Raw genomic sequence first — 21,489 nt, 5'->3', positions numbered from 1 at the left:
CGTGCGCGTCGAGTCGGTGCGGTTCGGCCGCTACGCCGTTCCGCTCGCCAAGCCGGTCAGCGACGCCAAGGTGGCCACAGGGCGGCAGCGCCCGCTGGCCCAGATCGACGTCCTGACCTGCGAGATCGTCACCAGCGACGGGCTGGCGGGGCTGGGGTTCTCCTACACGACCAGGGCGGGCACGCCCGCGCAGTTCGCGCACGCCAAGGAGGTCGGCGGGCTGCTGCTCGGCGAGGACCCCGCCGACATCGGCCGGATCTACGACCGGCTGCTGTGGGCGGGCGCGTCGGTGGGCCGTTCAGGGGTGGCGACGCAGGCGCTGGCCGCCGTGGACGTGGCGCTGTGGGACCTGAAGGCGAAGCGGGCGGGGCTGCCGCTGGCCAAGCTGCTGGGCGCCTACCGCGACTCGGTGCGGGTCTACAACACCTCCGGCGGCTACCTCCAGGCCCCGATCGAGGAGGTCAAGGAGAAGGCCGGCCAGTCCCTGGCCGGCGGCATCGGCGGCATCAAGATCAAGGTGGGCCAGCCGGACATGAAGGAGGACCTGCGGCGGCTGGCGGCCGTGCGCGAGCACCTCGGTGACGAGGTGCCGCTGATGGTGGACGCCAACCAGCAGTGGGACCGGGCCAGCGCGCTGCGGTTCGGGCGGCAGGTCGAGGACCTGGGGCTGGTGTGGATCGAGGAGCCGCTCGACGCCTACGACGCCGAGGGGCACGCCCAGCTCGCCGCCGCGCTCGACACCCCCATCGCCACCGGCGAGATGCTCGCCGGCGTCACCGACCTGGTCCGGCTCGTGGACCTGCGGGCCGTGGACTTCCTGCAGCCCGACGTGCCGCGCGTCGGCGGCATCACCCCCTACCTCAAGGTCGCCGCCCTCGCCGACCACGCGCACCTGCACGTCGCGCCGCACTTCGTGATGGAGATCCACGTGCACCTGGCCGCGGCCTACCCGCGTGACTCCTGGGTCGAGCACATCGAATGGCTCTCGCCGCTGTTCGAGGAGCGGCTGAAGATCGAGGGCGGGCGGATGGCCGTACCTGACCGGCCGGGGCTCGGCCTCAGCCTCGCCGGGCAGGCCGGGGACTGGCGGCTGGACGAGGTCGAGTTCCACGTGGACGGCCGGTAGATTGTCCGCCGTGCCGCCCGATCAAAGACTCGACCGCGACACCGGTCGCGGCCTCGCGCACGAGCTCGTCGAGCGGCTCAAGGCCCGCATCCTGGCCGGGGAGATCCAGCCCGGCCAGAAGCTGCCCACCGAGTCGTCGCTGATCCAGGAGTTCGGGGTCAGCCGCACGGTGGTGCGCGAAGCCGTCTCCCGGCTGCAGGCCGCCGGGCTCGTCGAGACCTTCCAGGGGCGCGGCTCGTTCGTGCTGGCCCTGCCCGCCTCCACGGCGTTCTCCGTGGAGGCGTCGCAGGTGCGCACCCACCGCGACGTCCTCGACATGATCGACTTTCGGATCGGGGTCGAGACGGAGGCGGCGGGGCTGGCCGCCGAGCGGCGTACTGACCTGCAGCTCAAGGCGATCGAGCGGGCGCTGGTCGACCTGGGGCGCTCGGGGGAGCAGCCCGGCAACGCCGTGGAGGCCGACTTCGAGTTCCACCTGAAGATCGCGCTCGCCGCGAACAACCGGTTCTACGCCGACCTGCTCACCTCGCTCGGGCCGATGATGATCATGCTGCCGCGGACCCGGCTGGAGCACGTCTACACGGTCTCCAACGCCACCCACTTCACGCGGGTGACGCTGGAGCACGAGAACGTCTACCGGGCCATCGCCGGGCGCGACCCCGCCGCGGCGCGGGCGGCCATGCGGCTGCACCTGTCCAACTCCAAGGCCAGGCTGCAGCCGCCGTAACCGCTACCAGCGAGAGGTGTTCGGGGTGAAACCCGGCACGATCGAGGCCATGTACGCGGTGTCCTCGCGGGCCCGCTGCCCGCACGTGAGGTACTGCTCGTGCAGCGCGGCCAGCGCGTCCTCGTCCAGCTCCACGCCGAGGCCAGGCCCCTTCGGCACGGCGACGGAGCCGCCGGAGAACTCCAGCGCGCCCGGCTTGACGACCTCCTCCGTCTTCCACGGGTAGTGGGTGTCGCAGGCGTAGGTGAGGTTCGGGGTGGCGGCGGCCAGGTGCGTCATGGCGGCCAGGCTGACGCCGAGATGCGAGTTGGAGTGCATCGACAGCCCCATGCCGAACGTCTCGCAGATGCCGCCCAGCAGCGCCGAGCGGCGCAGCCCGCCCCACAGGTGGTGGTCGGAGAGCACGACCTGCACGGCGTCGGCGGCGACGGCGGGCTTGAGGTGCTCGAACGAGATCACGCACATGTTCGTGGCGAGCGGCAGGTCGGTGTGCCTGGACACCTCGGCCATGCCCGGGATGCCCGGCGTCGGGTCCTCCAGGTACTCCAGCAGGCCGGAGAGCCGGTCGGCCGCCTTGATCGAGGTCTCGACGGTCCAGGCGCCGTTCGGGTCGATGCGCAGGGCATGCTCGGGGAAGGCGGCGGCCAGGGCCTCGACGGTCTCGAACTCGTGGCGGGGCTCGTACACGCCGCCCTTGAGCTTGACGGCGGTGAAGCCGTACTCGGAGATCATCCGCCGCGCCTGCTCGACCAGCTGCTCGGGCGTGCGGCCCTCGCCCCAGGCGTCCTCCTCGTGGCCCGGGTGGCCGGCCCACTTGTAGAACAGGTACGCCGAGAACGGCACCCGGTCGCGTACGGCGCCGCCGAGCAGGTCGCTCACCGGCCGCCCCGTCGCCCTGCCCTGAAGGTCCAGCAGCGCCACCTCGAAGGGCGACACCACGGTGTCCACCGCGCTGGAGACCTCCAGCATGCCGCCGAAGCTGGCGCCCGCCCCGCCGGTGGCGGCGCCGAGCGTCTCGCCGACGATCCGGCGCAGGGCGTGCAGGTCGAAGACGTCCGCGCCGGGCAGGGCGGCGGCGACCGCCTCCAGCCGCTCGACGTGCGCCTGGTCGGCGTAGGTCTCGCCGAGACCGACGAGGCCCTCGTCGGTGTGCACCTGGACGATGGTGCGCAGCACGTACGGCTGGTGCACGCCCACGACGTTGAGCAGTGGCGGGTCGCGGAAGGCGACCGGGGTGACGACGACCCTGCTGACCCGCCCGGCCTCACGCACGCTCACTGGGCCGCCTTCACCGTCAGCACGGGGACGGTCGACTCCATGAGGATGCGCTGCGCCTCGCTGCCCATGATGAACTTGCCCACCAGCGACCGGTGCCGGATCCCGATCACCACCAGTGTCGCGCCGGTCTCCTTGACCAGCGCCTCGAACGTCTCGGGCAGGTCGTCGTCGTGCAGCGGCTGACGCAGCTCGGCGTCCACGCCCGCCTCCCGCGCCCGGCGCAGCAGCTCGGTGCCGGCCGCGTCGTCGATCTTGTGCTCGTCGATGGGGGCGCCGCGGCGCGGCGAGTTCACGATGATCACGCGCTCCCCGCGCAGCGCGCCCTCGCGCAGGCCCGCGTCCACGGCGGCCTCGCCCTCGGGCGTCGGCAGGTAACCGACGAGGATGGTCATGAGATCTTCTCCTCAACACGATCGGTGGGCTTGCGGCGTATCGCCTTACGGATCAGCGGCCACAACGCCACGATCAGCACCAGGGCGAACACCGTGCCGGAGATGGGCCGGGTGAAGAACCCGGCCGGGTTGCCGCCGAAGATCAGCAGCCCCTGCCGCGCGGAGCTCTCGATCATCGAGCCCAGCACGAACGCCAGCACCAGCGGCCCCGGCTCGAAGCCGAACTTCTTCATCAGATACCCCAGCACGCCGAACACGATCACCAGGAAGATGTCGTAGGCCTGGTTGCGCACCGTGTAGGCGCCCAGCAGCGTGATCAGCACCGTGATCGGGGCCATGATGGCCGGGCGCACCCGCAGGATGCGGACGAACACGCCCACCATCGGGATGCTCATCACCAGCAGCAGGATGTTGCCGATGTACATCGAGTTGATGACGCCCCAGAACACGTCCGGGTGCTCGGTGACGAGCTGCGGCCCCGGCTGGATGCCCTGGATGAGCAGCGCGCCGAACATCAGCGCCATCGTCGCGTTCGCCGGGATGCCCAGCGTCAGCAGCGGGATGAAGGACGAGGTCGCGGCGGCGTTGTTGGCGGTCTCGGGAGCGGCCACGCCCTCCACGGCGCCCCGGCCGAAGCGCTCGGGCTGCTTGGCGCGCCGCTTCTCCAGCGCGTACGCGGCCAGCGACGACAGCACCGCGCCACCGCCGGGCAGCACGCCCAGCACGAACCCGATCACCGAGCCGCGCCCGATGGCGCCCTTGGCCTGCCCGAGGTCCCTGCGCGACGGCCACACGTTGCCGACCTTGGCCGGCGCGTGCACCTGGTTGTGCCGCTCCTCCAGGTTGTAGAGGATCTCGCTGAGGCCGAACAGGCCCATGGCGATCGGGATGAAGTCGATGCCCTCGGCCAGGTTCAGGCTGCCGAAGGTGAAGCGCTCGGCGCCGGTGAACGTGTCGCGGCCCACGGTCGCGATTAGCAGGCCGATGCAGGCGGCGATGATGGCCTTGAGCTTGTTGCCGTTGCCGATCGAGGAGATCAGCAGCACGCCCAGGATGCCCAGGGCGGCGTACTCGGGCGGCCCGAAGTCGAGCGCGAACCCGGCCACGACCGGGGCGACGAGCGTCAGGCCGATGATCGAGACCGTGCCGCCGATGAACGAGCCGATGGCCGCGATGCCCAGAGCCGTGCCCGCCTTGCCCTGCTTGGCCAGGGCGAAACCGTCGAAGACGGTGACGACCGAGGACGCCTCGCCGGGCAGGCGGAGCAGGACCGAGGTGATGGTGCCGCCGTACTGGGCGCCGTAGAAGATGCCCGCCAGCATGATGATGGCCGACACGGGCCCGATGCCGTACGTGATCGGCAGCAGGATGGCGATGGTCGCGCCGGGGCCGAGACCGGGCAGCACGCCGATGAGCATGCCGATGATGACGCCGATGAGGCAGTACAGCAGGTTGGTCGGCTCCAGGACGACGCCGAAACCGTCGAGGATCGGGGAGATGTCCATGTGACTTTCTCAGATGAGGCGAGGGAGCGGGATCTGCAGCAGCACGACGAAGAGCACGTAGAACGCGGCCACGGCGCAGATGCTGATCACGATGGAGGAACGCCACGACTCCTTGCCGAGGAAACGCAGCCAGATGAACATCAGCAGCAGAGACGGGATCTCGAAGCCGATCACCGGCAGCAGCGCGGCCAGCCCGACGAGCGTCACCAGGCCCACCGCGGTGAGCAGGCTGGAGCGGGAGAACCGCTCGGTGTCCTGGAGGTTGCGGCCCGTGACGAGGAGCACGGCCGACAGCACGATGATGACGACGCTGATGGCGAACGGCCACAGGCCGGGGCCGGGCTGCGTGAGCTTGCCGAGCCCGAGCGCGTACGAGCCGACCGCACCGAAGACGCCGACGGCGAGCGTCACCACGGCGGCCGCGATCTGCGAGATCGGGCCCGCGTGCGGCGGCCTGGCCTCGTCCAGCTCGGCCTGGAGCCGGTCGGCCTCCTCCTGGAGGTCGGTCGCGAGAGCGGCGTGCTCAGGCTCCGCGCCGGGCGGCTTCGCAGGGTCGGTCATGGAAATGCACACTCCTTAGTGCCCAACGGCGACCGGCCGGTGCGGCCGGCCGGTCGCCGTCGTCATCAACCGGCCAGGTTGATGCCGAACTTGTCGAGCTGTGCCTTGAAGGTGGTGGAGTCGTTCTGCAGCGAGGTGAGGACCTCCTGCGGGGAGACCTCCATCGGGGTCAGCGAGTTGTCCTCGTTGAACTTCTTGTACTCGGCGGTGGCGAACGTCTTCTTGGCCGCGTCGAGCAGCTTGGTCTTGACGTTCTCCGGGGTGCCCTTGGGCGCGGTCAGGAAGCGGTACTGCGTCACCTGGACGTCGTAGCCCTGCTCCTTGGCCGTCTTCACGTCGGGCAGGAACGGGATGCGCTCCTGCGAGAAGACGGCGAGCGGGACGAGCTTGCCGCCCTTGATGTTCTCGATGGCCTCGCCGATCTGCATGGTGGACACGTCCACCTGGTTGCCCAGCAGCGCGGTCAGGTTGGGGGCGCCGCCGTCGAAGGGCACGGCGGTGGACTCGACGCCGGCCGACTTGAAGGTCAGCGCGGAGGCGAGCTGGGCGCCGGTGCCGACGCCGGTGGTGCCGTACCTGATCGTCTTGCCGGCCTTCTTCAGGTCGTCGATCGACTTGTAGCCGGACTGGGTGCTGGTCGCCATGACGTAGTCGTCGCGCGAGATGCCGGAGATGACGTCGAACGAGTCGATCTTCGTGGCCTCGGCGGCCGACACCGTGAGCGGCGTGATCGTGAAGAGCGAGGCGTTCTGCACGGCGATCTTGTAGCCGTCGGCCTTGGCCGACTGCAGCTCCTTGGCGTTCAGCGCGCCGTTGGCGCCCGGCTTGTTCAGCACGGGGGTGGAGACGCCGAGCTCCTTGCCGATGCCCTTGGCCAGGGATCGGGTGATCAGGTCGGTCGAGCCGCCCGCGGAGGCGCCCACGCTGAACTCGATGTTGCCCGTGGGATATTCGCCGTCCCCGCCACCGGAGGAGGTCGTCTTGACACCACCGCAGGCGGTCAGCGTGATCGCGGCGGCGGCGCCGACGACACCCAGGAGGATGCGACGGGGGGCTGTCCGAGATGTCGGCATTGACTTCTCCTTCATGCGGGCGGGGAACCGCCCGTGGATCTTCGTGAAGCGGAGAGAGGGTTGCGTAAGGTTACGGCAAGGTTTCCGCTCTGTAGTCTCCGGAGACTATGGACCAGCCTCGATGCCTGTCCAGGCTCAATTCGGTATCAAGTGATACTCTTCACGCATCATGCTAACACTCGATCAGATCCGAGCCTTCGTGGCGGTCGCCGAGGAGCTGCACTTCGGCCGCGCGGCTGATCGGCTGCGCATGACCCAGCCCCCGCTCAGCAGGCACATACAGAAGCTGGAGCGCGTGATCGGGGTGACGCTCCTGGAACGTGACAATCGCCGTGTCGTGCTCACCGACGCCGGGCGTGGCTTCCTCGACGACGCCCGCCGCATGCTCTCCCTCGTCGACACCGCGGGCGACCGGGCGCGCCGGATCGCCAGCGGCGCGGCCGGCACCGTACGGCTGGGCTTCACCGCCGTCTCGGCCATCAGCATGCTCGGGGCGCTGCTGCGGCGGCTGTCGGAGCGGCTTCCCGAGATCGACGTCATCCTGCACGAGCGGGTGACCGCCGGGCAGGTGGACGGGCTGCTGCGCGGCGAGCTGGATCTGGGCCTGGCCCGCCCGCCGTTCGACATCGACACCCTCGACTCCCGCGTCGTCTTCCGCGAGCCGCTGTGCGCCGCCGTGCCGCTCGGCCATCCGCTGTCGGAGCTGGGCAGGCCGCTGGCCCCCGACGACTTCGACGGCCTGCCGGTGATCAGCTACAACCCCGTCCAGTCGCGCTACTTCCACGAGCTGACCGTGCGCTTCCTGACCAACGCCCACCCGCGGATCGAGCAGCAGGTCCACCAGATCCTCACCGCCGTGCTGCTCGTCGCCGCGGGCCGGGGCGTCGCGCTGGCGCCCGCCAGCGCGCGGTCCCTGGGCGTGGACGGCATCGCCTTCTGCGACCTGGTGCGCGGCGGCGGCGACCCGCTCGACGGCGAAGGCGGCAACGGCGAGCCGGTCGAGCTGCACGTCATCTGGAGCCGCGACTCCACCAACCCCGCGCTGGCCCGGGTGCTCGAACTCCTGCCCGACCTGGAAGCTGATGATGCTCGTTGAGTATCGCCGGATACATAATCGCACTTGGACAAGTATCGCCCCACCTCCTTAGCCTGTCGACGTCAGTTCTTACCGGCGGTGCGGGAAAATCCCACGACCGCAAGTGAAGCGAGGAGCGTCCGCCATGCCCCATTACTCCCCGCAGGAGCTCGCCACACAGCTCAAGAGTGGTCTGCTGTCGTTCCCCGTCACCCATTTCACCCAGGACCTGGAGTTCGACGAGGCGGGCTACCGTGACCACCTGTCGTGGCTGAGCTCGTACCCCGTGGCGGGCCTGTTCGCGGCGGGCGGCACCGGCGAGGGCTTCTCCCTCACCGCCGCCGAGATCGACCGCGTGGTCCGTGCCGCGGTGAGCGAGGTGAACGGCAAGGTCCCGGTCGTGGCCCCCGCCACCGGCGGCACCGCCAGCGCCGTGGCCCAGGCCAAGGCCGCCGAGGCCGCGGGCGCCGACGGCATCCTCCTCATGCCCCCCTACCTCACGGAGGCCGGCCAGGAGGGCCTGGTCGAGCACGTCTCCGCGGTCTGCCGCGCCAGCGGCCTCGGCGTGATCGTCTACAGCCGCGCCAACGCCGTGCTGAACGACCGCTCCGTGGCGGCCCTGGCCGAGCGGAACGAGACGCTCGTCGGGTTCAAGGACGGCGTCGGCAACATCGAGAACCTCACCCGCATCTACGCCGCCGTCGGCGACCGCCTGGCCTACATCGGCGGCCTGCCCACCGCCGAGACGTTCGCCCTGCCGCTGCTGCAGCTCGGCATGAGCACGTACTCCTCGGCGATCTTCAACTTCGTGCCGCAGTACGCGCTCGACTTCTACGCCGACGTGCGCGCCCAGGACCACGCCGCCGTCTACCGGCGCATCCGCGAGTTCGTGGTGCCCTACCTGGACATCCGCGACCGCACCAAGGGCTACGCCGTGTCGATCATCAAGGCGGGGCTGGCCGCCGTCGGCCGCCCGGCCGGCCCGGTTCGCCCGCCGCTGTCGAACCTCAAGGACGGCGAGCTCGCCGAGCTGACCGCCCTCATCAACAAGATCAGCTAGGGGCTCTCGTGTCTCCCACGATCCACGGGGTCGAGGTCGTCCCGGTCGCCGGGTACGACAGCATGCTGCTCAACCTCAGCGGCGCCCACGGCCCGTTCTTCACCCGCAACGTCGTCATCGTCACCGACTCCGACGGCCGCACCGGGCTCGGCGAGGTGCCCGGCGGCGAGGCCATCAGGCGCACCATCGAGGAGGCCGGCGAGCTGCTGACCGGCCGGCCCGTGGCCCGCTACCGCGCCCTGCTGCGCTCGGTGTCCGAGCGGTTCGCCTCCAGGGACGCCGGCGGGCGCGGCCTGCAGACCTTCGACCTGCGCACCACCGTGCACGCCGTCACCGGCCTGGAGTCCTGCCTGCTCGACCTGCACGGCCAGTACCTCGGCCTGCCCGTGGCCGACCTGCTCGGCGAGGGGCGGCAGCGCGACCGGGTGCCGATGCTGGGCTACCTGTTCTACGTCGGCGACACCGGCCGCACCGACCTGCCCTACCTGATGGACGACGGCGGCGACGACGCCTGGTCCAAACTGCGCCGCCGGGAGGCGCTCACCCCCGACGCCGTCGTCGCGCTCGCCGAGGCCGCCCAGCAGCGCTACGGCTTCACCGACTTCAAGCTCAAGGGCGGCGTGCTGCCCGGCGAGGACGAGGTCGAGGCCGTCAGGGCGCTGGCCGCCCGCTTCCCCGAGGCGCGCGTCACGCTCGACCCCAACGGCGGGTGGCTGCTGTCCGACGCCGTACGGCTGTGCCGCGGCCTCGGCGGCGTGCTCGCCTACGCCGAGGACCCGTGCGGCGCCGAGGGGCGCTTCTCCGGGCGGGAGACCATGGCCGAGTTCCGCCGCGCCACCGGCCTGCCGACCGCCACGAACATGATCGCCACCGACTGGCGCGAGATGGCCCACGCCATCCGCTCCGACGCCGTGGACATCCCCCTCGCCGACCCGCACTTCTGGACCATGGCGGGCTCGGTCCGCGTCGCCCAGCTCTGCCACGACTTCGGGCTGACCTGGGGCTCGCACTCCAACAACCACTTCGACATCTCGCTGGCCATGTTCACGCACGTCGGCGCCGCCGCGCCCGGCGAGATCACCGCGCTGGACACGCACTGGATCTGGCAGGACGGCCAGGCGCTCACCACCGCGCCGTTCCAGATCACCGGCGGCGCCATCGACGTGCCCGACACGCCAGGCCTCGGCGTCGAGCTCGACAGGGACGCCCTGGCCGCGGCCCACGAGCTGTACCTGCGCCACGGGCTCGGCGCGCGTGACGACTCCGTCGCCATGCGCTTCCTGGTCGAGGGCTGGGTATTCGACCCCAAGCGGCCCTGCCTCGTCCGTTAGAACAGGGTCAGCGGCTCGTTCGGCATCGGGTCGGGCAGCGGCTCCAGCTCCGGGACGCCGGCGCGCACCTCGTCGTGGAAACGGCGGGCCAGCCGCAGCGCGTCGGCGTTGTCCGGGGTGTGCACGAACACCGTCGGCTCCCGGCCCTCGCGCAGCCACGCCGTCACCTGCTCGACCCAGGGCCGCCAGCCCTCGACCGTCCGCTCCTCGGCGTCGCGCCCCAGATAACGCACGATCGGGCGGGCCGTCAGCGCCCGCGTGCGGCGCGGCACGCGCGGCTTCTTCAGCCACGCGTCCCGCTCGGCGTCGCTGGTCGGCGGGCTCGCGAACATCACCGTGGTGTCGAACGGCACCCACTCCGCGTCCACGGCCGCCAGCACCCGCTCCAGCAGCCGCTCGGCGCGCTCCTCCTCGAAGAACGCGCGATGACGCACCTCCACGGCGTAGCGGTGCTCCCGCGGCAGGCTCCGCAGGAACGCCGCCAGCGTGCCCAGGTCGGCGGGGGAGAAGGAGCCGGGAAGCTGCACCCAGAACGCGTGCACCCGCGGCCCCAGCGGCTCCATCGCCTCCAGGAACGCCCGCAGCTCCTCCTCCGCGCCCGCCAGGCGGCGCTCGTGCGTGATCGGCTTGGGCAGCTTGATCACGAACCGGAAGTCCTCCGGCGTCTGCGCCGCCCACGACTCGACCGCCGCCCTCGACGGGGTGGCGTAGAACGTCGTGTTGCCCTCCACCGCGTCGCACCAGGTGGCGTAGGCGCTCAGGCGGTCACCCGGGGTCAGGTGGCCGGGGAGGTAACGTCCTTGCCAGCGCGCATGTGCCCACATCGCGCATCCCACGTGAAGCCGCATGGGCACGACGTTATCGCCACCCGCCCCCGTCACGCCGCCGCCTCCGGGGTCGTCGTAATGTGGGCGGCATGGGCATGGTCGGGACGGTCGGGCTGGTACTGCATCCTCAGCGCGACTCCAAGAAGGCGATAGACACGATCCTGCGGTGGGCCGCCGACAAAGGCGCCACCGTGCTCGGCCTGCCCGAGGAGGTGGGCCGCATCGACTGCACCGCCGTCCCCGTGGACGCCACCTCCCTGGTGGAACGGGCCGACCTGCTCGTCGGCCTGGGCGGCGACGGCACCATGCTCCGCACCATGCGGCTGCTCGCCGGACGGCCCACGCCCATCCTGGGGGTGAACCTCGGGCGGCTCGGCTTCCTCGCCGAGATCAACGTGGACGAACTGGCCGGCACGCTGTCGGCCATCGACGAGCACGCCTACACCATCGAGCCGCGCATGGCCATCCGCAGCTCCGTCGCCGGGGTGGACGTCACCGCCTTCAACGACATCGCACTCGTCAGAATCCCGGGCGACGGGCTCGCCGCCGTGTCCGTCACCCCGTCCGGCAGCCCCTTCGTCCGCTACTCCGCCGACGCCGTCATCGTCGCCACCTCCACCGGGTCCACCGCCTACAGCTTCTCCGCCGGCGGGCCGATCGTGTCGCCGCGCGTCGAAGCCGTCCTCGTCGTGGCCGCCGCCGCGCACTCCGCCTTCAACCGGGCGCTCGTACTGCCCGCCGACGAGGAGGTGACGCTGCAGGTGCTGCCCACCAGCGGGCGGCTGGCCGTGGAGGTGGACGGGGCCGTGGTCGGGCACCTGTGCCCGGGTGACAGCGTCACGGTGTCCGCTTGGCCGGGGGCGGCGAAGGTGGTGCGGCTGGGCACCACGTTCTACGAGCGGGCGCGGCGCAAGCTGCGTGTTGACGGCAGCGCCGAGGTCGACTGAGACCCGCGCCGCGCCCGACGCGCCGATGCGCCTCGCGCTGCGGCCGGCCCGCCCACGCTTCTCGCGCTGCGCTCAGCCGCACCTCGCCCTGCCCCGGCCGCCAGAGGGGCGCGGTGGGTCAGCCCTTGCCGGCCGCGTTGACGATGCGCGTGGTCGAGCGATCCGGAATGGCGGCCATCTCCCAGCAGTCGGCACCCAGGATCGCCGCAGCCGCCGCCCGGGCCCCCGCGTGCGGGTCACCGGCCGTGTGGGCGAGCGCGGCCGGCCGCATCGGGGCCAGCAGGTCGATGTAGTCCTCAGGCCCGTGCGCCTCGGGCGGCCCCGTCACGATGAAGACGCCGGCGACGAAGCGGAGCGCGGCCAGCACCTCGGCGCGCTCCGCCGATGGGTTGAACGGGCGGGTCGGCCCCTTCCACGCGCGCACGCGCGGATCGTCCTCGACGCCCACGACCAGCGGCAGCCCGCGCGCAGCCACGGCGCCGAGATAGCGCACATGACCGACGTGCAGAATGTCGAAGACGCCGGTCACGACCGCCGCCCCCGGCCGCTCGTAAGGCTGCGTCCAGACGGCCTCCAGGCTGCTCACGCGACCTCCTGCTCCCCCACGGGCCTAGACGACTCGTCGATCGCAGCGTACTCGGTCGGTGCGGCGGGACGTGCAAGCGACCTCGGGAAAGGTCATTACTACCTATTCGCGATAATCTCCGGGCCGCCCTCCGCGCGTCTCATAACGTCACCGGATTTGGGGGAGGTCGCCGTGGCGCCGCCGGACTCGCAGCACGTGAACGGGGATGATCGGACCGGCGCGGGCGACCATGTGGTCCGGCTGCCCGGGATGCCGTCGCAGGTGGCCAGGGCGAGAGAGCTGGTCGGCGCGGCGCTCGGCCGCGATCACCCGCTCTACGACGACGTGGCGCTTCTCACCAGTGAGCTGGCCACGAACGCGATCCTGCACACCAAGTCCGGCGCGGGCGGCTCGTTCACGGTGAGCGTGGTCAGCTCGGCCGCGGTGGTGCGGGTGTTCGTGTCGGACGGGGGGTCGGAGGAGCCGCCGTGCGTGTGCCGTACGAGCACGCAGGCGACGAGCGGGCGCGGCCTGCCGCTGATCGAGGCGCTCAGCGACCGCTGGGGGTTCGTCAGGGAGGCGGGGGCGACGACGGTCTGGTTCGAGATGTCGCAGCAGCGGCTGCCCGCGTGGGTGGCCGTGTAGGGCGGCGGTTCCGTGCGGGGTTGATCCGGAGGCGGGCGCGCTGGAGCATGGTCATCGGGATCCGAGTACGGACGGGAGACGCGCGGCGTGAGTCGGTACGACGGCGACGCTCGGAAGATCGAGCGACCTGGCACTGAGCGACCTGACACTGAACGGCCCGGCACTGAAGGGCCCGGCACTGAAGGGCAGGTTTGTCCCATTCGCCGGGCGGATGACGGCACCTGGCAGGTGAGCGGCCACGCGACGGCCCGCGCCGTGCTGCGCAGCGAGTCCACCGTGCAGGCGGGGCTGGGCGTCGAGACGGTGGAGAAGCTGCCCGCCAAGGTCAGGCGGCCGGTGCTGTACCGGGACGGGCCGGAGCACCGGGAGGACCGTCGCCAGACCGCCCGGTTCTTCACGCCGCGCCGCGTGGACGAGCGGTATCGCGGCCTGATGGCGGACGTCGCCGACCGGCAGCTCGCCAAGCTGCGGGCGGCGGGCGAGGCCCAGCTCTCCGAGCTGAGCTTCGGCATGGCGATCGAGGTGGCGAGCGCCATCATCGGCCTCACCTCCAGCAAGCCGGGCATCCGAGAACGGCTGGAGCGCTTCTTCCCGGAGAAGTACGGCAAACCGGGGCTCACCAGTCTCCACGGCCTCTACTGGACCTTCAGGCAGAACGCCAACTGGCTGCGCGTCTACCTGGCCGACGTACGCCCGGCGATCCGCGACCACCGCCGCGAGCCGCGCGACGACCTCATCTCGCACCTGCTGGACGACGGGTGCTCGGCGGCGGAGATCCTCGGCGAGTGCCTGACGTTCGCGGCGGCCGGGATGGTGACCACGCGCGAGTTCATCTGCGTGGCGGCGTGGCACCTGCTCACCGACGACGCCCTGCTGGCCCGCTACCGGGAGGCGGACGAGCCGGGGCGGCTGGCCGTCCTGCACGAGATCGTGCGGCTGGAGCCGGTGGTGAGCAAGCTGCGGCGGCGCACGACGGCCGCGATCGAGCTTCCCGGCCCCGGCGGGCCCGTCACGGTGCCCGCGGGCGCGGTGGTCGAGGTGCTGGTCGACGCGGCCAACACCGACCCCGCCGCGGTGGGTGAAGAGCCGCTGGCCGTGCGGCCAGGGCGGGCGGTCGGGGACGGGACGGGGGCGGCGGCGCTGGCGTTCGGGGACGGGCCACACAAGTGCCCGGGGTCCGGGATCGCCATCCTGGAGACAGACGTGTTCCTGACGCGGTTGCTGGCCATGGAGGGGGTCAGGATGGCGGCGGCGCCCAGGGTGACGTTCAACAACGACATCGGAGGCTACGAGATCAGGGGGCTAGTCGTCGCGGTCTCCTGAGCCGCCGTCTTCTGGGCCGCCGTCTCCTGAGCCGCCGTCTTCTGGGCCGCCGTCTTCTGGGCCGCCGTCTTCTGGGCGGACGTCGGCTGCCGTCTCGCATTCCGTCAGACGACGGCGCAGATGGGCACGCTCGGGCTCCGTCCCCGCCCAGTCGAGGGCCTGGCGGTAGGCGTCGGCGGCGGCGCGGTGGCGGCCCAGCCTGTGCAGCAGGTCGCCGCGCGCCGTCGCGTACGGGTGGTAGCCGGCCAGCCGCGGCTCCCCGGCCAGCTCGTCCAGCAGCGCCAGCCCCGCCTCGGCGCCGTCGCGCATGGCCACGGCCACCGCCCGGTTGAGCGCGATCACCGGGGACGGCGCGAGCGCGAGCAGCACGTCGTACAGTGCCACGATCTGCGGCCAGTCGGTGGTGGCCAGGCCGGCCGCCTCGTCGTGCAGGGCGGCGATGGCGGCCTGCACCCCGTACAGGCCGGGCGGGCCGCCGGTGAGCGCCACGATCACGAGGCCCTGACCCTCCTCGATCAGCGTGCGGTCCCACCGGGTCCGGTCCTGGTCGTCGAGCAGGACCAGCTCGCCGTCCGCGCCGATCCTGGCGGCGTGGCGGGCGTGCACGAGCAGCATCAGGCCGAGCAGCCCGGCGACCTCCCGCTCGCCGGGAAGCAGGCGGCGCAGGATGCGGGCCAGCCGGATGGCCTCCTCCGCCAGGTCCAGTCGTTGCAGGTCGGGGCCGGTGCTGGCGGCGTACCCCTCGGTGAAGATCGAGTAGATCACCTGGAGCACGCCCGGCAGCCGCCCGGGCAGCTCGTCCGCGCCGGGCACGCGGAACGGGATGCGGGCCTCGCGGATCTTCTTCTTGGCGCGGACGATGCGCTTGGCCATGGTGGCGGGCGGCAGGAGGAAGGCGCGCGCCACCTCCTGCGTGGTCAGCCCGGCCAGGCAGCGCAGCGTCAGTGCCACGCGGTCCTCCGCGGACAGGGCGGGGTGGGCGCAGGTGAAGAAGAGCTGCAGCCGCTCGTCCGGCAGCTCGCCGTCCCCGGCGGTGGGCGCGGCCGGGCCCGCGCGCTCTGCCTCCACTTGCAGGATGGCCAGGCGGGCGGCGTACGTGCGGTCGCGGCGCAGGCGATCGACGGCGCGGCGGCGGGCGGTGGTCATCAGCCAGGCGCCCGGGTTCGGTGGCACGCCGTCGGACGGCCAGCGCACCAGGGCCGCCTCGATGGCCTCCGAGGCGACCTCCTCGGCCAGGTCCAGGTCGCCGAAGCGGCGTACCAGGGCGGCGAGGAGCAGGCCGCGCTCCTCCCGGAAGACCGCCTCGACGGAGGGCCCGACCGCCGCCGCCCCCTGCTCGTCCACCGCCATCACCACTCCCTCGCTCAGAACTCCGCGACCGGCCGGACCACGACGGAGCCGCCGCCGCGCGCGCCCGGGCAGCGGGCCGCCCAGTCGAGGGCGACGTCGAGGTCGGGCACGTCGATGACGTAGAAGCCGCCCAGCACCTCCCGGGTCTCGGCGAACGGCCCGTCGGTGACGGTCCGCTCGCCGGACGCGTCCACGCGGACGGTGGTGGCGGTGGTGAGGTCGGCGAGCGACTCGCCCGAGACGTAGACGCCCGACTCCCTGACGCTCTTGTCGTAGGCGATCCACTCCTCGAACGAGGCGCCCTCGGCGTCGCTCTCCTCGGCGGCGCTGTTGATCAGCAGCATGTACTTCATGTCCTGTCTCCCTGTCGTCGTCGCGGACGGAGTGCCGCGTCGCCATCTCTACGAACGGGACGACCGCGGAAGGACACGCCCCGGGAAAAATATTGTCGCGACTTTCACGATGGCAGCCCGAGCCCGAGATCGGCCAGGAACCGGGCCAGCCCGACCCGCTTGCGGAACAGCTCGGCCAGCTCCGCGGTGACCGGCTCGCCCAGCCGCTCCACCGGGATCGCGGTGAACGCGCTGCGCAGCACGAGCGAGGTGACGTACCCGGACGCCAGCCCGCCGGCCGGCGCGCCCTCGTCGGCCAGGCCCAGCGCGTACGCCTCCTGGACGGCCCGGTGGACGGCGGGCAGCTCGCCGGGTTCGAGCCGCCCCTCGTGCGCCCGGCCGACGAGGAGCTGGCCGAGGTCGAAGCCGACGGGCACCGGCTCCTGCCAGCCCCAGTCGATGGCGACGAACTCGTCCGGCCGGGAGACGGGCACGAGCAGGTTCTCCGGGCTGGCGTCCCCGTGCGCCATGGTGTGCGGCAGGGCGTCGAGGGCGGCCAGCAGGCCGGGGACGCGGTGGGCGAGCCGGTCGAGGTCCATCCGCAGCAGCGGGTCGGCGTGCGGCTCGACGAGGGGGTGGCGCCAGACGGACGGGTCGCGCAGCGCGGGCACGGCGCCGGCCATGACCCGGTTGGTGACGTAGACGCGCAGCCCGGGTCCCGTGCCCGGCCCGGCGGCCGGGTACATGCCGGCCAGCCTGCCCAGGACGCGGGCCGCCGCCGCGTACCTGGCGAGGTCCCATTCGGCGGGGCCGCTGGTGCGCACGTCCTCCAGCCACAGGTCGATGCGGTCGTCGCCGAGGTCGTCGAGCAGGTACAGGCGCGGCATGCGCAGCCCCGGCGGCAGCCGCCTGCCGGACGCGTACACGTCGGCCTCGATCCGCCACGGGAAGATCGCGACGAAGCCGTCACGCGCGTCCTCGGGGAGGAGGTGCAGGTGCGGCCAGTGGCGTGCCGACTGGATGCGCTTGACGACGAACGACCAGGCGCGCCCGCAGGTGGTCGTGCCGGAGACCCTGCGCAGGGAGCCGGTGGAGGGGGTGCCGGGCACGTGCGCGAGCGGCTGCGTGCGGGTGGTGGCGATCTCGGCGCCGGGGAGGTCCAGTGCCTGCCGTACGAGGGTGGTGGGGTCGGCGTGCGACATGTCCACACCGTGCCGGTGGAGGCGGTCTGCGGATAGAGCATGGGCTTACTTAAAAGGGCGGCTTATCATCCCCTTGTGCGTGTCCTGTGGCCTTTCGCGGGCCGGACGTCCGAGCTGGCCTCGGTCGCGGCGGCCCTGCGTTCGAAGGGCGCCGTGCTCGCCGGCCCGGCGGGGGTGGGCAAGAGCAGACTGGCCGCCGAGGCGGTACGCGGGCCGGGCGAGGCCGGCGAAGGAACGCGCCGGCCGGGCGGCACAAGCGAGACGCGGCGTGAGGCGGGCGGCGTTGCGTTGGTGAGGGCGACGGTCGCGGCGTCCGGCATTCCGCTGGGCGCGGTGGCGCACCTGTTGCCGCCCGATGCGCCCGGTCACAACGTGCTGCGCTGGGCGGCCGACGCCATCGCGGACCAGCACTGGACGCTGCTGGCCGACGACGCCCACCTGCTCGACCCCGTCTCGGCCGCACTGGTGCACCACCTGGCGGCGGACGGCCGGATCAAGGTGCTGGTCACGCTGCGGTCCGGCGAGCGGGCGCCCGACGCGGTGACCGCGCTGTGGAAGGACGGGCTGCTCCCGCGCCTGGACCTGGCCCCGCTGACGCTCGGCGAGACCGCGGAGATCCTGGCGGGCGCGCTGGGCGGGCAGGTGGAGCCGGCGACCGCCAAGCGGCTGTGGCAGGTGAGCGGCGGCAACGCGTTGTTCCTGCGTGAGCTCGTCCTGGCGGGGGAGTCCGGCGGCACGCTCGCCGAGCGGCACGGCGTCTGGCGCGGGCAGGGCGAGATCCCGGTGACGACGCGGCTGCGCGAGCTGATCGAGAGCCGTCTGGGTGACGTCACGGCCGGTGAGCGGGCCGCGCTGGAGCTCGTCGCCTACGGCGAGCCGCTGCCCCTGGCGGCCTTGACCCGGCTCGTGCCCGAGGAGACCCTGCGCGGTCTGGAGGATCGCCAGCTCGCCGCCGTCACCACCGCCGACCTCCTGGTACGCCTGGCGCACCCCCTGCACGGCGAGGTGATCCGCGCGGGCTGCGGCGCCCTGCGCGCCCGTGAGGTGCTGCGCGGCCTGGCAGGGGCACTGGAGTCGACCGGCCCGCGCACGCCGGAGGACCTGCTGCGCGTCGCGGTCTGGCGGCTGGACAGCGGCACCGCCGCCGACCCGGCCCCGCTGGTCAGGGCCTGCCACATCGCGCGCACCGTCCGCGACCTGGAGCTGGCCGCCAGGCTCGGCCGGGCGGCGCTGGCCGTGGGCGGCGGCGTCGCGGCCGGGATCCCCCTGGCGAACGTGCTCAGCTACGCCGACCGCTACGGCGAGGCCCAGGAGGTGCTGGCCGGGCTGGCCGGCGCGCCGATGGACGACCAGACGCTGGCCGAGTACGAGGTGGTGCGGGCGCTCAACCTGTTCTGGGGGTTCGGGCGGGCGCAGGAGGCGCGGGCCGTGCTGACGGACGCGCGGGAGCTGATGACGGAGGTGGAGCCGCGGCAGGGGGTGCTCACGGTCAGGTCCACGATCGAGCACGCCACCGGCCTGTTCGCCGCCGCCGGCGCCACGCTCGGTGAGATCCGCGCCATCGGCCCGTGCGGCCCCCGGGTGACGGCCGGCGTGGCGGGGGTGGAGGCGTTCCTGCTGCTGGGGCGGGGGCTCGCGCGGCAGGCCATGGCGGCGGCGGACGAGGCTCTCGCGCTGATCGGCCGCGCGCCCGAGCAGGAGCTGCCCTCGATCACGGCGGCCGTGGCCGGGGCTGGGGCGGGGGCGTCCGTGCTGGCGGGGGACCTGGCGGCGGCCGAGCGGTTCGCCGGGATCGGGTACCGCATCGGCGAGGACTACGCGGGCTGGGACCGGGCGCTGGTCGCGTTCGCGGCGCGGCGGGCGCAGGTGCTGCGGCTGCGCGGTCAGGTCGCCGAGGCCGTCCGGCTGTGCAGGCAGGCGCTCGTGCGGCTGCGGGGCCGCACGATGCAGGCGGGGACGTGCCTGGCGGAGCTGGTGCACGCGTACGCGCTGGCCGGTGATGTGCCGGCGATGCAGGGCGCGTTGCGGCTGGCGGACGAGCTGGTGCTGCCGGGCGTGCACGAGACGGAGTTCGCCTTCCTGCTGGCCAGGCCGTGGACGCTGGCCGCCGAGGGCGACGTCAAGGGCGCGGTGGAGGCGGCGCTGGGCGCGGCGCGGGCAGCCCGTGGAGAGCGTCACGGGGCGGGCGCGTCGGCGGTGGCGGGTGGTGCGGGGGAGCGTCACGGGGCGGGCGCGTCGGCGGTGGCGGGTGGCCCGGGGAAGCGTCACGGGGCGGGCGCGGACGACGTGTCCGCGTATCCCGGTTACGAGCTGCTGGCGCTGCACGACGTCGTCCGGCTGGGCGCGGGGGAGCGGGTCGCCGAGCGGCTGGGGCGGCTGGCGCAGGTGGTGGAAGGGGACCTGGCCCCCGTCCTCGCCCGGCACGCCCGCGCCAGAACCCCCGCCGAGCTGGAGCGGGTGTCGGAGGCGCTGGAGGGCCTGGGGCTGACGCTGCACGCCGCCGAGGCCGCCGCGCAGGCGGCGGCGGGCCACCACCGCGACGGGCTGCGCAGGGCACAGCGGGCCGCCGAGACGCGGGCGTGGACGCTGGCCCGCCGGTGCGGCACGGCGCGCACGCCCGCGCTGGTCGGCCTGGCCGTCCCCGGGCTCACGGCCAGGCAGCGGCAGATCGCCCAGCTCGCCGCCTCCGGGCTGAGCAACCCGGACATCGCCGAGCGGCTGGTGTTGTCGCGCCGCACCGTGGCCAACACGCTCGTCCAGGTCTACGAGCGGACGGGAGTGAGCAGCCGCGCCGGGCTGGCGCGGCTGATGGATTCTCTGGAGTGAGACGCCGGGTCAGGTGGCAGCGACGGGCCCGTCCGGCGTGGGCGGGCAGCAGGGCGAAGACACCGTCAAGACTGGGCGAAATAAGCGGATATAGGGCGTTTTGTGGGGGTTTGCGGGATTAGCGTGGAGAGGAGGGGAACGGCGATCGGGGGGAGGCATCATGGCTGGGACATCCGGCTTCCACGAAGGAGGAGGCTGCGGGCGGCGCCGCTGGCGTCGCCGTCGCTGCCGCCGCCGCAGGCGCTGGTGGGGCGGCCCCTGGGGAGGCGGCTGGGACTGGTGGTGAACCGCTAGGTCAGACGTCCAGACGGCACAGGCCCTCGGCCAGGGCCTTGGTGGTCAGGCGGGTGCGGCTGTCGCAGCCCAGCTTGGCGAAGATGTGCTCCAGATGCGTGGTGACCGTGCGGACGCTGAGCACCAGCGCCGCCGCGATCTGCGGGTTGGAGTCGCCCGCCGCCACCCGGGTCAGCACGTCCACCTCGCGCCCCGTCAGCTCGTACGGCAGGTGACAGCGCCGCTCGGCCGCCACCGCCCCCTGCACCGCCCCCTGGAACCCGACGCCCGCCCGCAGCAGCCGCACCTCGCGCCACCGCCCGTCGGCGCCGAGCCAGAGCCCGTGCCTGCTCAGCTCACGCGAGTCGATGAACGCCCGCGCGTACGCGGCCATCGCCGGGTCGTCCCACAGCGCGGCCGAGACCTCGTGCCCCGGCACCTCCCGGCGGACGCCGAGCCGGTCGTAGGCGACCGCGCGGAAGCCCGGCGGCAGCCCCACCGGGTCGATCACGCACCTGCTCAGGTCGGTCACGTGTGCCAGCATCGGGCTGACCGCCGCCACCACCGCCCCGGTGAGCAGCGGGAACGACTCTCTGGCCGCCAGGTGCAGCAGCCCCGTGTAGCGGCCCCCGTCGAGGAACAGCGGCGCCGTCAGCCCGGCCCGCCAGCCGTAGGGGGCCAGGTGGCGGCGGAAGTACCGCTCGGTGCCCGGCTCGGGCATGGTGACCGGCGCGCGGGTGGCCATCGCCCTGCGGTACGCCTCCAGCCCGGCGTACTCCTCGGCCGCGTCCTGGTCGATGCGCGGATGGCCGTCGGAGACCACGCTGTGGTGCCGCCCGGTGGCGGGGTCGTAGGCGACGAACTCGTAGGCGTCGAGCGCGACCACGCGGCGCAGCGCCGCCATCGCCCCGTGCGCGCCCCCGCCGCCCGCCACCTGGTAGCCGACCTCGGCGAACGCCTGCAGATGGCGCACGTCCACGGTGATCTGGGCCACGCTGCTTTTATATCATTTGCCGAAGTTTTAACCGGGGTGCCGCAGGGGCGTCCGGTGCTATGGTCGTTGCCATGCAG

The 21,489-nt window shown here is 72.8% G+C and carries 20 protein-coding genes; 9 read left to right on the top strand and 11 right to left on the bottom strand.

The genetic code is table 11. The features are described from left to right. Position 1: 1 nt before the first annotated feature. Together FXF51_RS34070 and FXF51_RS34065 are read left to right on the top strand one after the other, a co-directional pair. The gene (locus FXF51_RS34070) at positions 2-1,126 is read left to right on the top strand and encodes an L-talarate/galactarate dehydratase (RefSeq protein ID WP_148438805.1); all 1,125 of its coding nucleotides are present in this window, start codon (positions 2-4) and stop codon (positions 1,124-1,126) included. Positions 1,127-1,136: 10 nt separating this feature from the next. After that, positions 1,137-1,853 (top strand): FadR/GntR family transcriptional regulator, encoded by a 717-nt coding sequence (locus tag FXF51_RS34065; RefSeq protein WP_148438804.1) that lies wholly within the window; start codon positions 1,137-1,139, stop codon positions 1,851-1,853. Between the two features lie 3 nt (positions 1,854-1,856). Here the strand turns inward: FXF51_RS34065 and FXF51_RS34060 are convergent, their stop codons facing one another. From FXF51_RS34060 to FXF51_RS34040, 5 genes are all read right to left on the bottom strand, one after another. Next, positions 1,857-3,131: an enolase C-terminal domain-like protein gene (locus FXF51_RS34060; protein WP_262380023.1), complete on the bottom strand. Its 1,275-nt coding sequence runs from the start codon at positions 3,129-3,131 to the stop codon at positions 1,857-1,859. After that, complete coding sequence (locus FXF51_RS34055) at positions 3,128-3,523, bottom strand: universal stress protein (protein WP_148438803.1); 396 nt, start codon at positions 3,521-3,523, stop codon at positions 3,128-3,130. The genes FXF51_RS34060 and FXF51_RS34055 overlap by 4 nt, the downstream gene beginning before the upstream one ends. Continuing rightward, on the bottom strand, positions 3,520-5,028 hold the full coding sequence (locus tag FXF51_RS34050) for a tripartite tricarboxylate transporter permease (RefSeq protein WP_148438802.1): 1,509 nt from the start codon (positions 5,026-5,028) through the stop codon (positions 3,520-3,522). Before FXF51_RS34050 ends, FXF51_RS34055 begins: the two co-directional genes overlap by 4 nt. A 9-nt stretch (positions 5,029-5,037) precedes the next feature. Further along, positions 5,038-5,589, bottom strand: coding sequence for a tripartite tricarboxylate transporter TctB family protein (locus FXF51_RS34045; RefSeq protein ID WP_148438801.1), 552 nt, complete (start codon positions 5,587-5,589; stop codon positions 5,038-5,040). Positions 5,590-5,654: 65 nt separating this feature from the next. Further along, complete coding sequence (locus FXF51_RS34040; RefSeq protein WP_148438800.1) at positions 5,655-6,662, bottom strand: Bug family tripartite tricarboxylate transporter substrate binding protein; 1,008 nt, start codon at positions 6,660-6,662, stop codon at positions 5,655-5,657. 169 nt (positions 6,663-6,831) lie between these two features. Between FXF51_RS34040 and FXF51_RS34035 the strand changes: the two genes are divergently transcribed. The 3 genes from FXF51_RS34035 (at position 6,832) to FXF51_RS34025 (ending at position 10,128) form a co-directional block, all read left to right on the top strand. After that, positions 6,832-7,758, top strand: coding sequence for a LysR family transcriptional regulator (locus FXF51_RS34035; RefSeq protein ID WP_148438799.1), 927 nt, complete (start codon positions 6,832-6,834; stop codon positions 7,756-7,758). 124 nt (positions 7,759-7,882) lie between these two features. Then, positions 7,883-8,797, top strand: a complete 915-nt coding sequence (gene kdgD, locus FXF51_RS34030; RefSeq protein WP_148438798.1) for a 5-dehydro-4-deoxyglucarate dehydratase — start codon at positions 7,883-7,885, stop codon at positions 8,795-8,797. An 8-nt stretch (positions 8,798-8,805) separates the two neighbouring features. After that, a complete protein-coding gene (locus FXF51_RS34025) occupies positions 8,806-10,128 on the top strand; it encodes an enolase C-terminal domain-like protein (protein ID WP_262380022.1) in 1,323 nt (440 codons plus the stop codon). Here FXF51_RS34025 and FXF51_RS34020 read toward each other — a convergent pair. Then, positions 10,125-10,976, bottom strand: coding sequence for a DUF72 domain-containing protein (locus FXF51_RS34020; protein WP_148438797.1), 852 nt, complete (start codon positions 10,974-10,976; stop codon positions 10,125-10,127). The two genes, FXF51_RS34025 and FXF51_RS34020, sit on opposite strands and share 4 nt — an antisense overlap. Positions 10,977-11,044: 68 nt before the next feature. Here FXF51_RS34020 and FXF51_RS34015 point away from each other — a divergent pair, with 68 nt between their 5' ends. Beyond that, entirely contained in the window at positions 11,045-11,902 is an 858-nt protein-coding gene (locus FXF51_RS34015) for an NAD(+)/NADH kinase (RefSeq protein ID WP_148438796.1), read from the top strand. A gap of 118 nt (positions 11,903-12,020) precedes the next feature. Here FXF51_RS34015 and FXF51_RS34010 read toward each other — a convergent pair whose 3' ends face one another. Further along, on the bottom strand, positions 12,021-12,488 hold the full coding sequence (locus FXF51_RS34010; protein WP_148438795.1) for an adenylyltransferase/cytidyltransferase family protein: 468 nt from the start codon (positions 12,486-12,488) through the stop codon (positions 12,021-12,023). Positions 12,489-12,659: 171 nt separating this feature from the next. Between FXF51_RS34010 and FXF51_RS34005 the strand changes: the two genes are divergently transcribed. Then, complete coding sequence (locus FXF51_RS34005; RefSeq protein WP_262380021.1) at positions 12,660-13,112, top strand: ATP-binding protein; 453 nt, start codon at positions 12,660-12,662, stop codon at positions 13,110-13,112. Positions 13,113-13,340: 228 nt separating this feature from the next. Further along, positions 13,341-14,435 (top strand): cytochrome P450, encoded by a 1,095-nt coding sequence (locus FXF51_RS34000; protein ID WP_222871585.1) that lies wholly within the window; start codon positions 13,341-13,343, stop codon positions 14,433-14,435. On the opposite strand, the gene FXF51_RS33995 is transcribed toward FXF51_RS34000, so the two are convergent. The 3 genes from FXF51_RS33995 to FXF51_RS33985 all read right to left on the bottom strand — a co-directional run bounded on the left by FXF51_RS33995 (position 14,415) and on the right by FXF51_RS33985 (position 17,319). Beyond that, positions 14,415-15,785, bottom strand: coding sequence for an RNA polymerase sigma factor (locus FXF51_RS33995; protein WP_148438794.1), 1,371 nt, complete (start codon positions 15,783-15,785; stop codon positions 14,415-14,417). The two genes, FXF51_RS34000 and FXF51_RS33995, sit on opposite strands and share 21 nt — an antisense overlap. A gap of 14 nt (positions 15,786-15,799) precedes the next feature. Beyond that, on the bottom strand, positions 15,800-16,138 hold the full coding sequence (locus tag FXF51_RS33990; protein ID WP_148438793.1) for a YciI family protein: 339 nt from the start codon (positions 16,136-16,138) through the stop codon (positions 15,800-15,802). Between the two features lie 104 nt (positions 16,139-16,242). After that, positions 16,243-17,319, bottom strand: coding sequence for a phosphotransferase (locus FXF51_RS33985; protein WP_148438792.1), 1,077 nt, complete (start codon positions 17,317-17,319; stop codon positions 16,243-16,245). Positions 17,320-17,394: 75 nt separating this feature from the next. Here FXF51_RS33985 and FXF51_RS33980 point away from each other — a divergent pair, with 75 nt between their 5' ends. Then, entirely contained in the window at positions 17,395-20,145 is a 2,751-nt protein-coding gene (locus tag FXF51_RS33980; protein ID WP_148438791.1) for a LuxR C-terminal-related transcriptional regulator, read from the top strand. A 295-nt stretch (positions 20,146-20,440) separates the two neighbouring features. Here the strand turns inward: FXF51_RS33980 and FXF51_RS33975 are convergent, their stop codons facing one another. Then, positions 20,441-21,412, bottom strand: a complete 972-nt coding sequence (locus FXF51_RS33975; RefSeq protein ID WP_148438790.1) for a helix-turn-helix transcriptional regulator — start codon at positions 21,410-21,412, stop codon at positions 20,441-20,443. Positions 21,413-21,489: the final 77 nt, after the last annotated feature.

The sequence above is a fragment of the Nonomuraea sp. PA05 genome, assembly GCF_008086045.1.
Lineage (GTDB): Bacteria > Actinomycetota > Actinomycetes > Streptosporangiales > Streptosporangiaceae > Nonomuraea > Nonomuraea monospora.
Note: the sequence above shows the minus strand (reverse complement) of the source record. Positions and strands in the feature narration are given on the sequence as shown.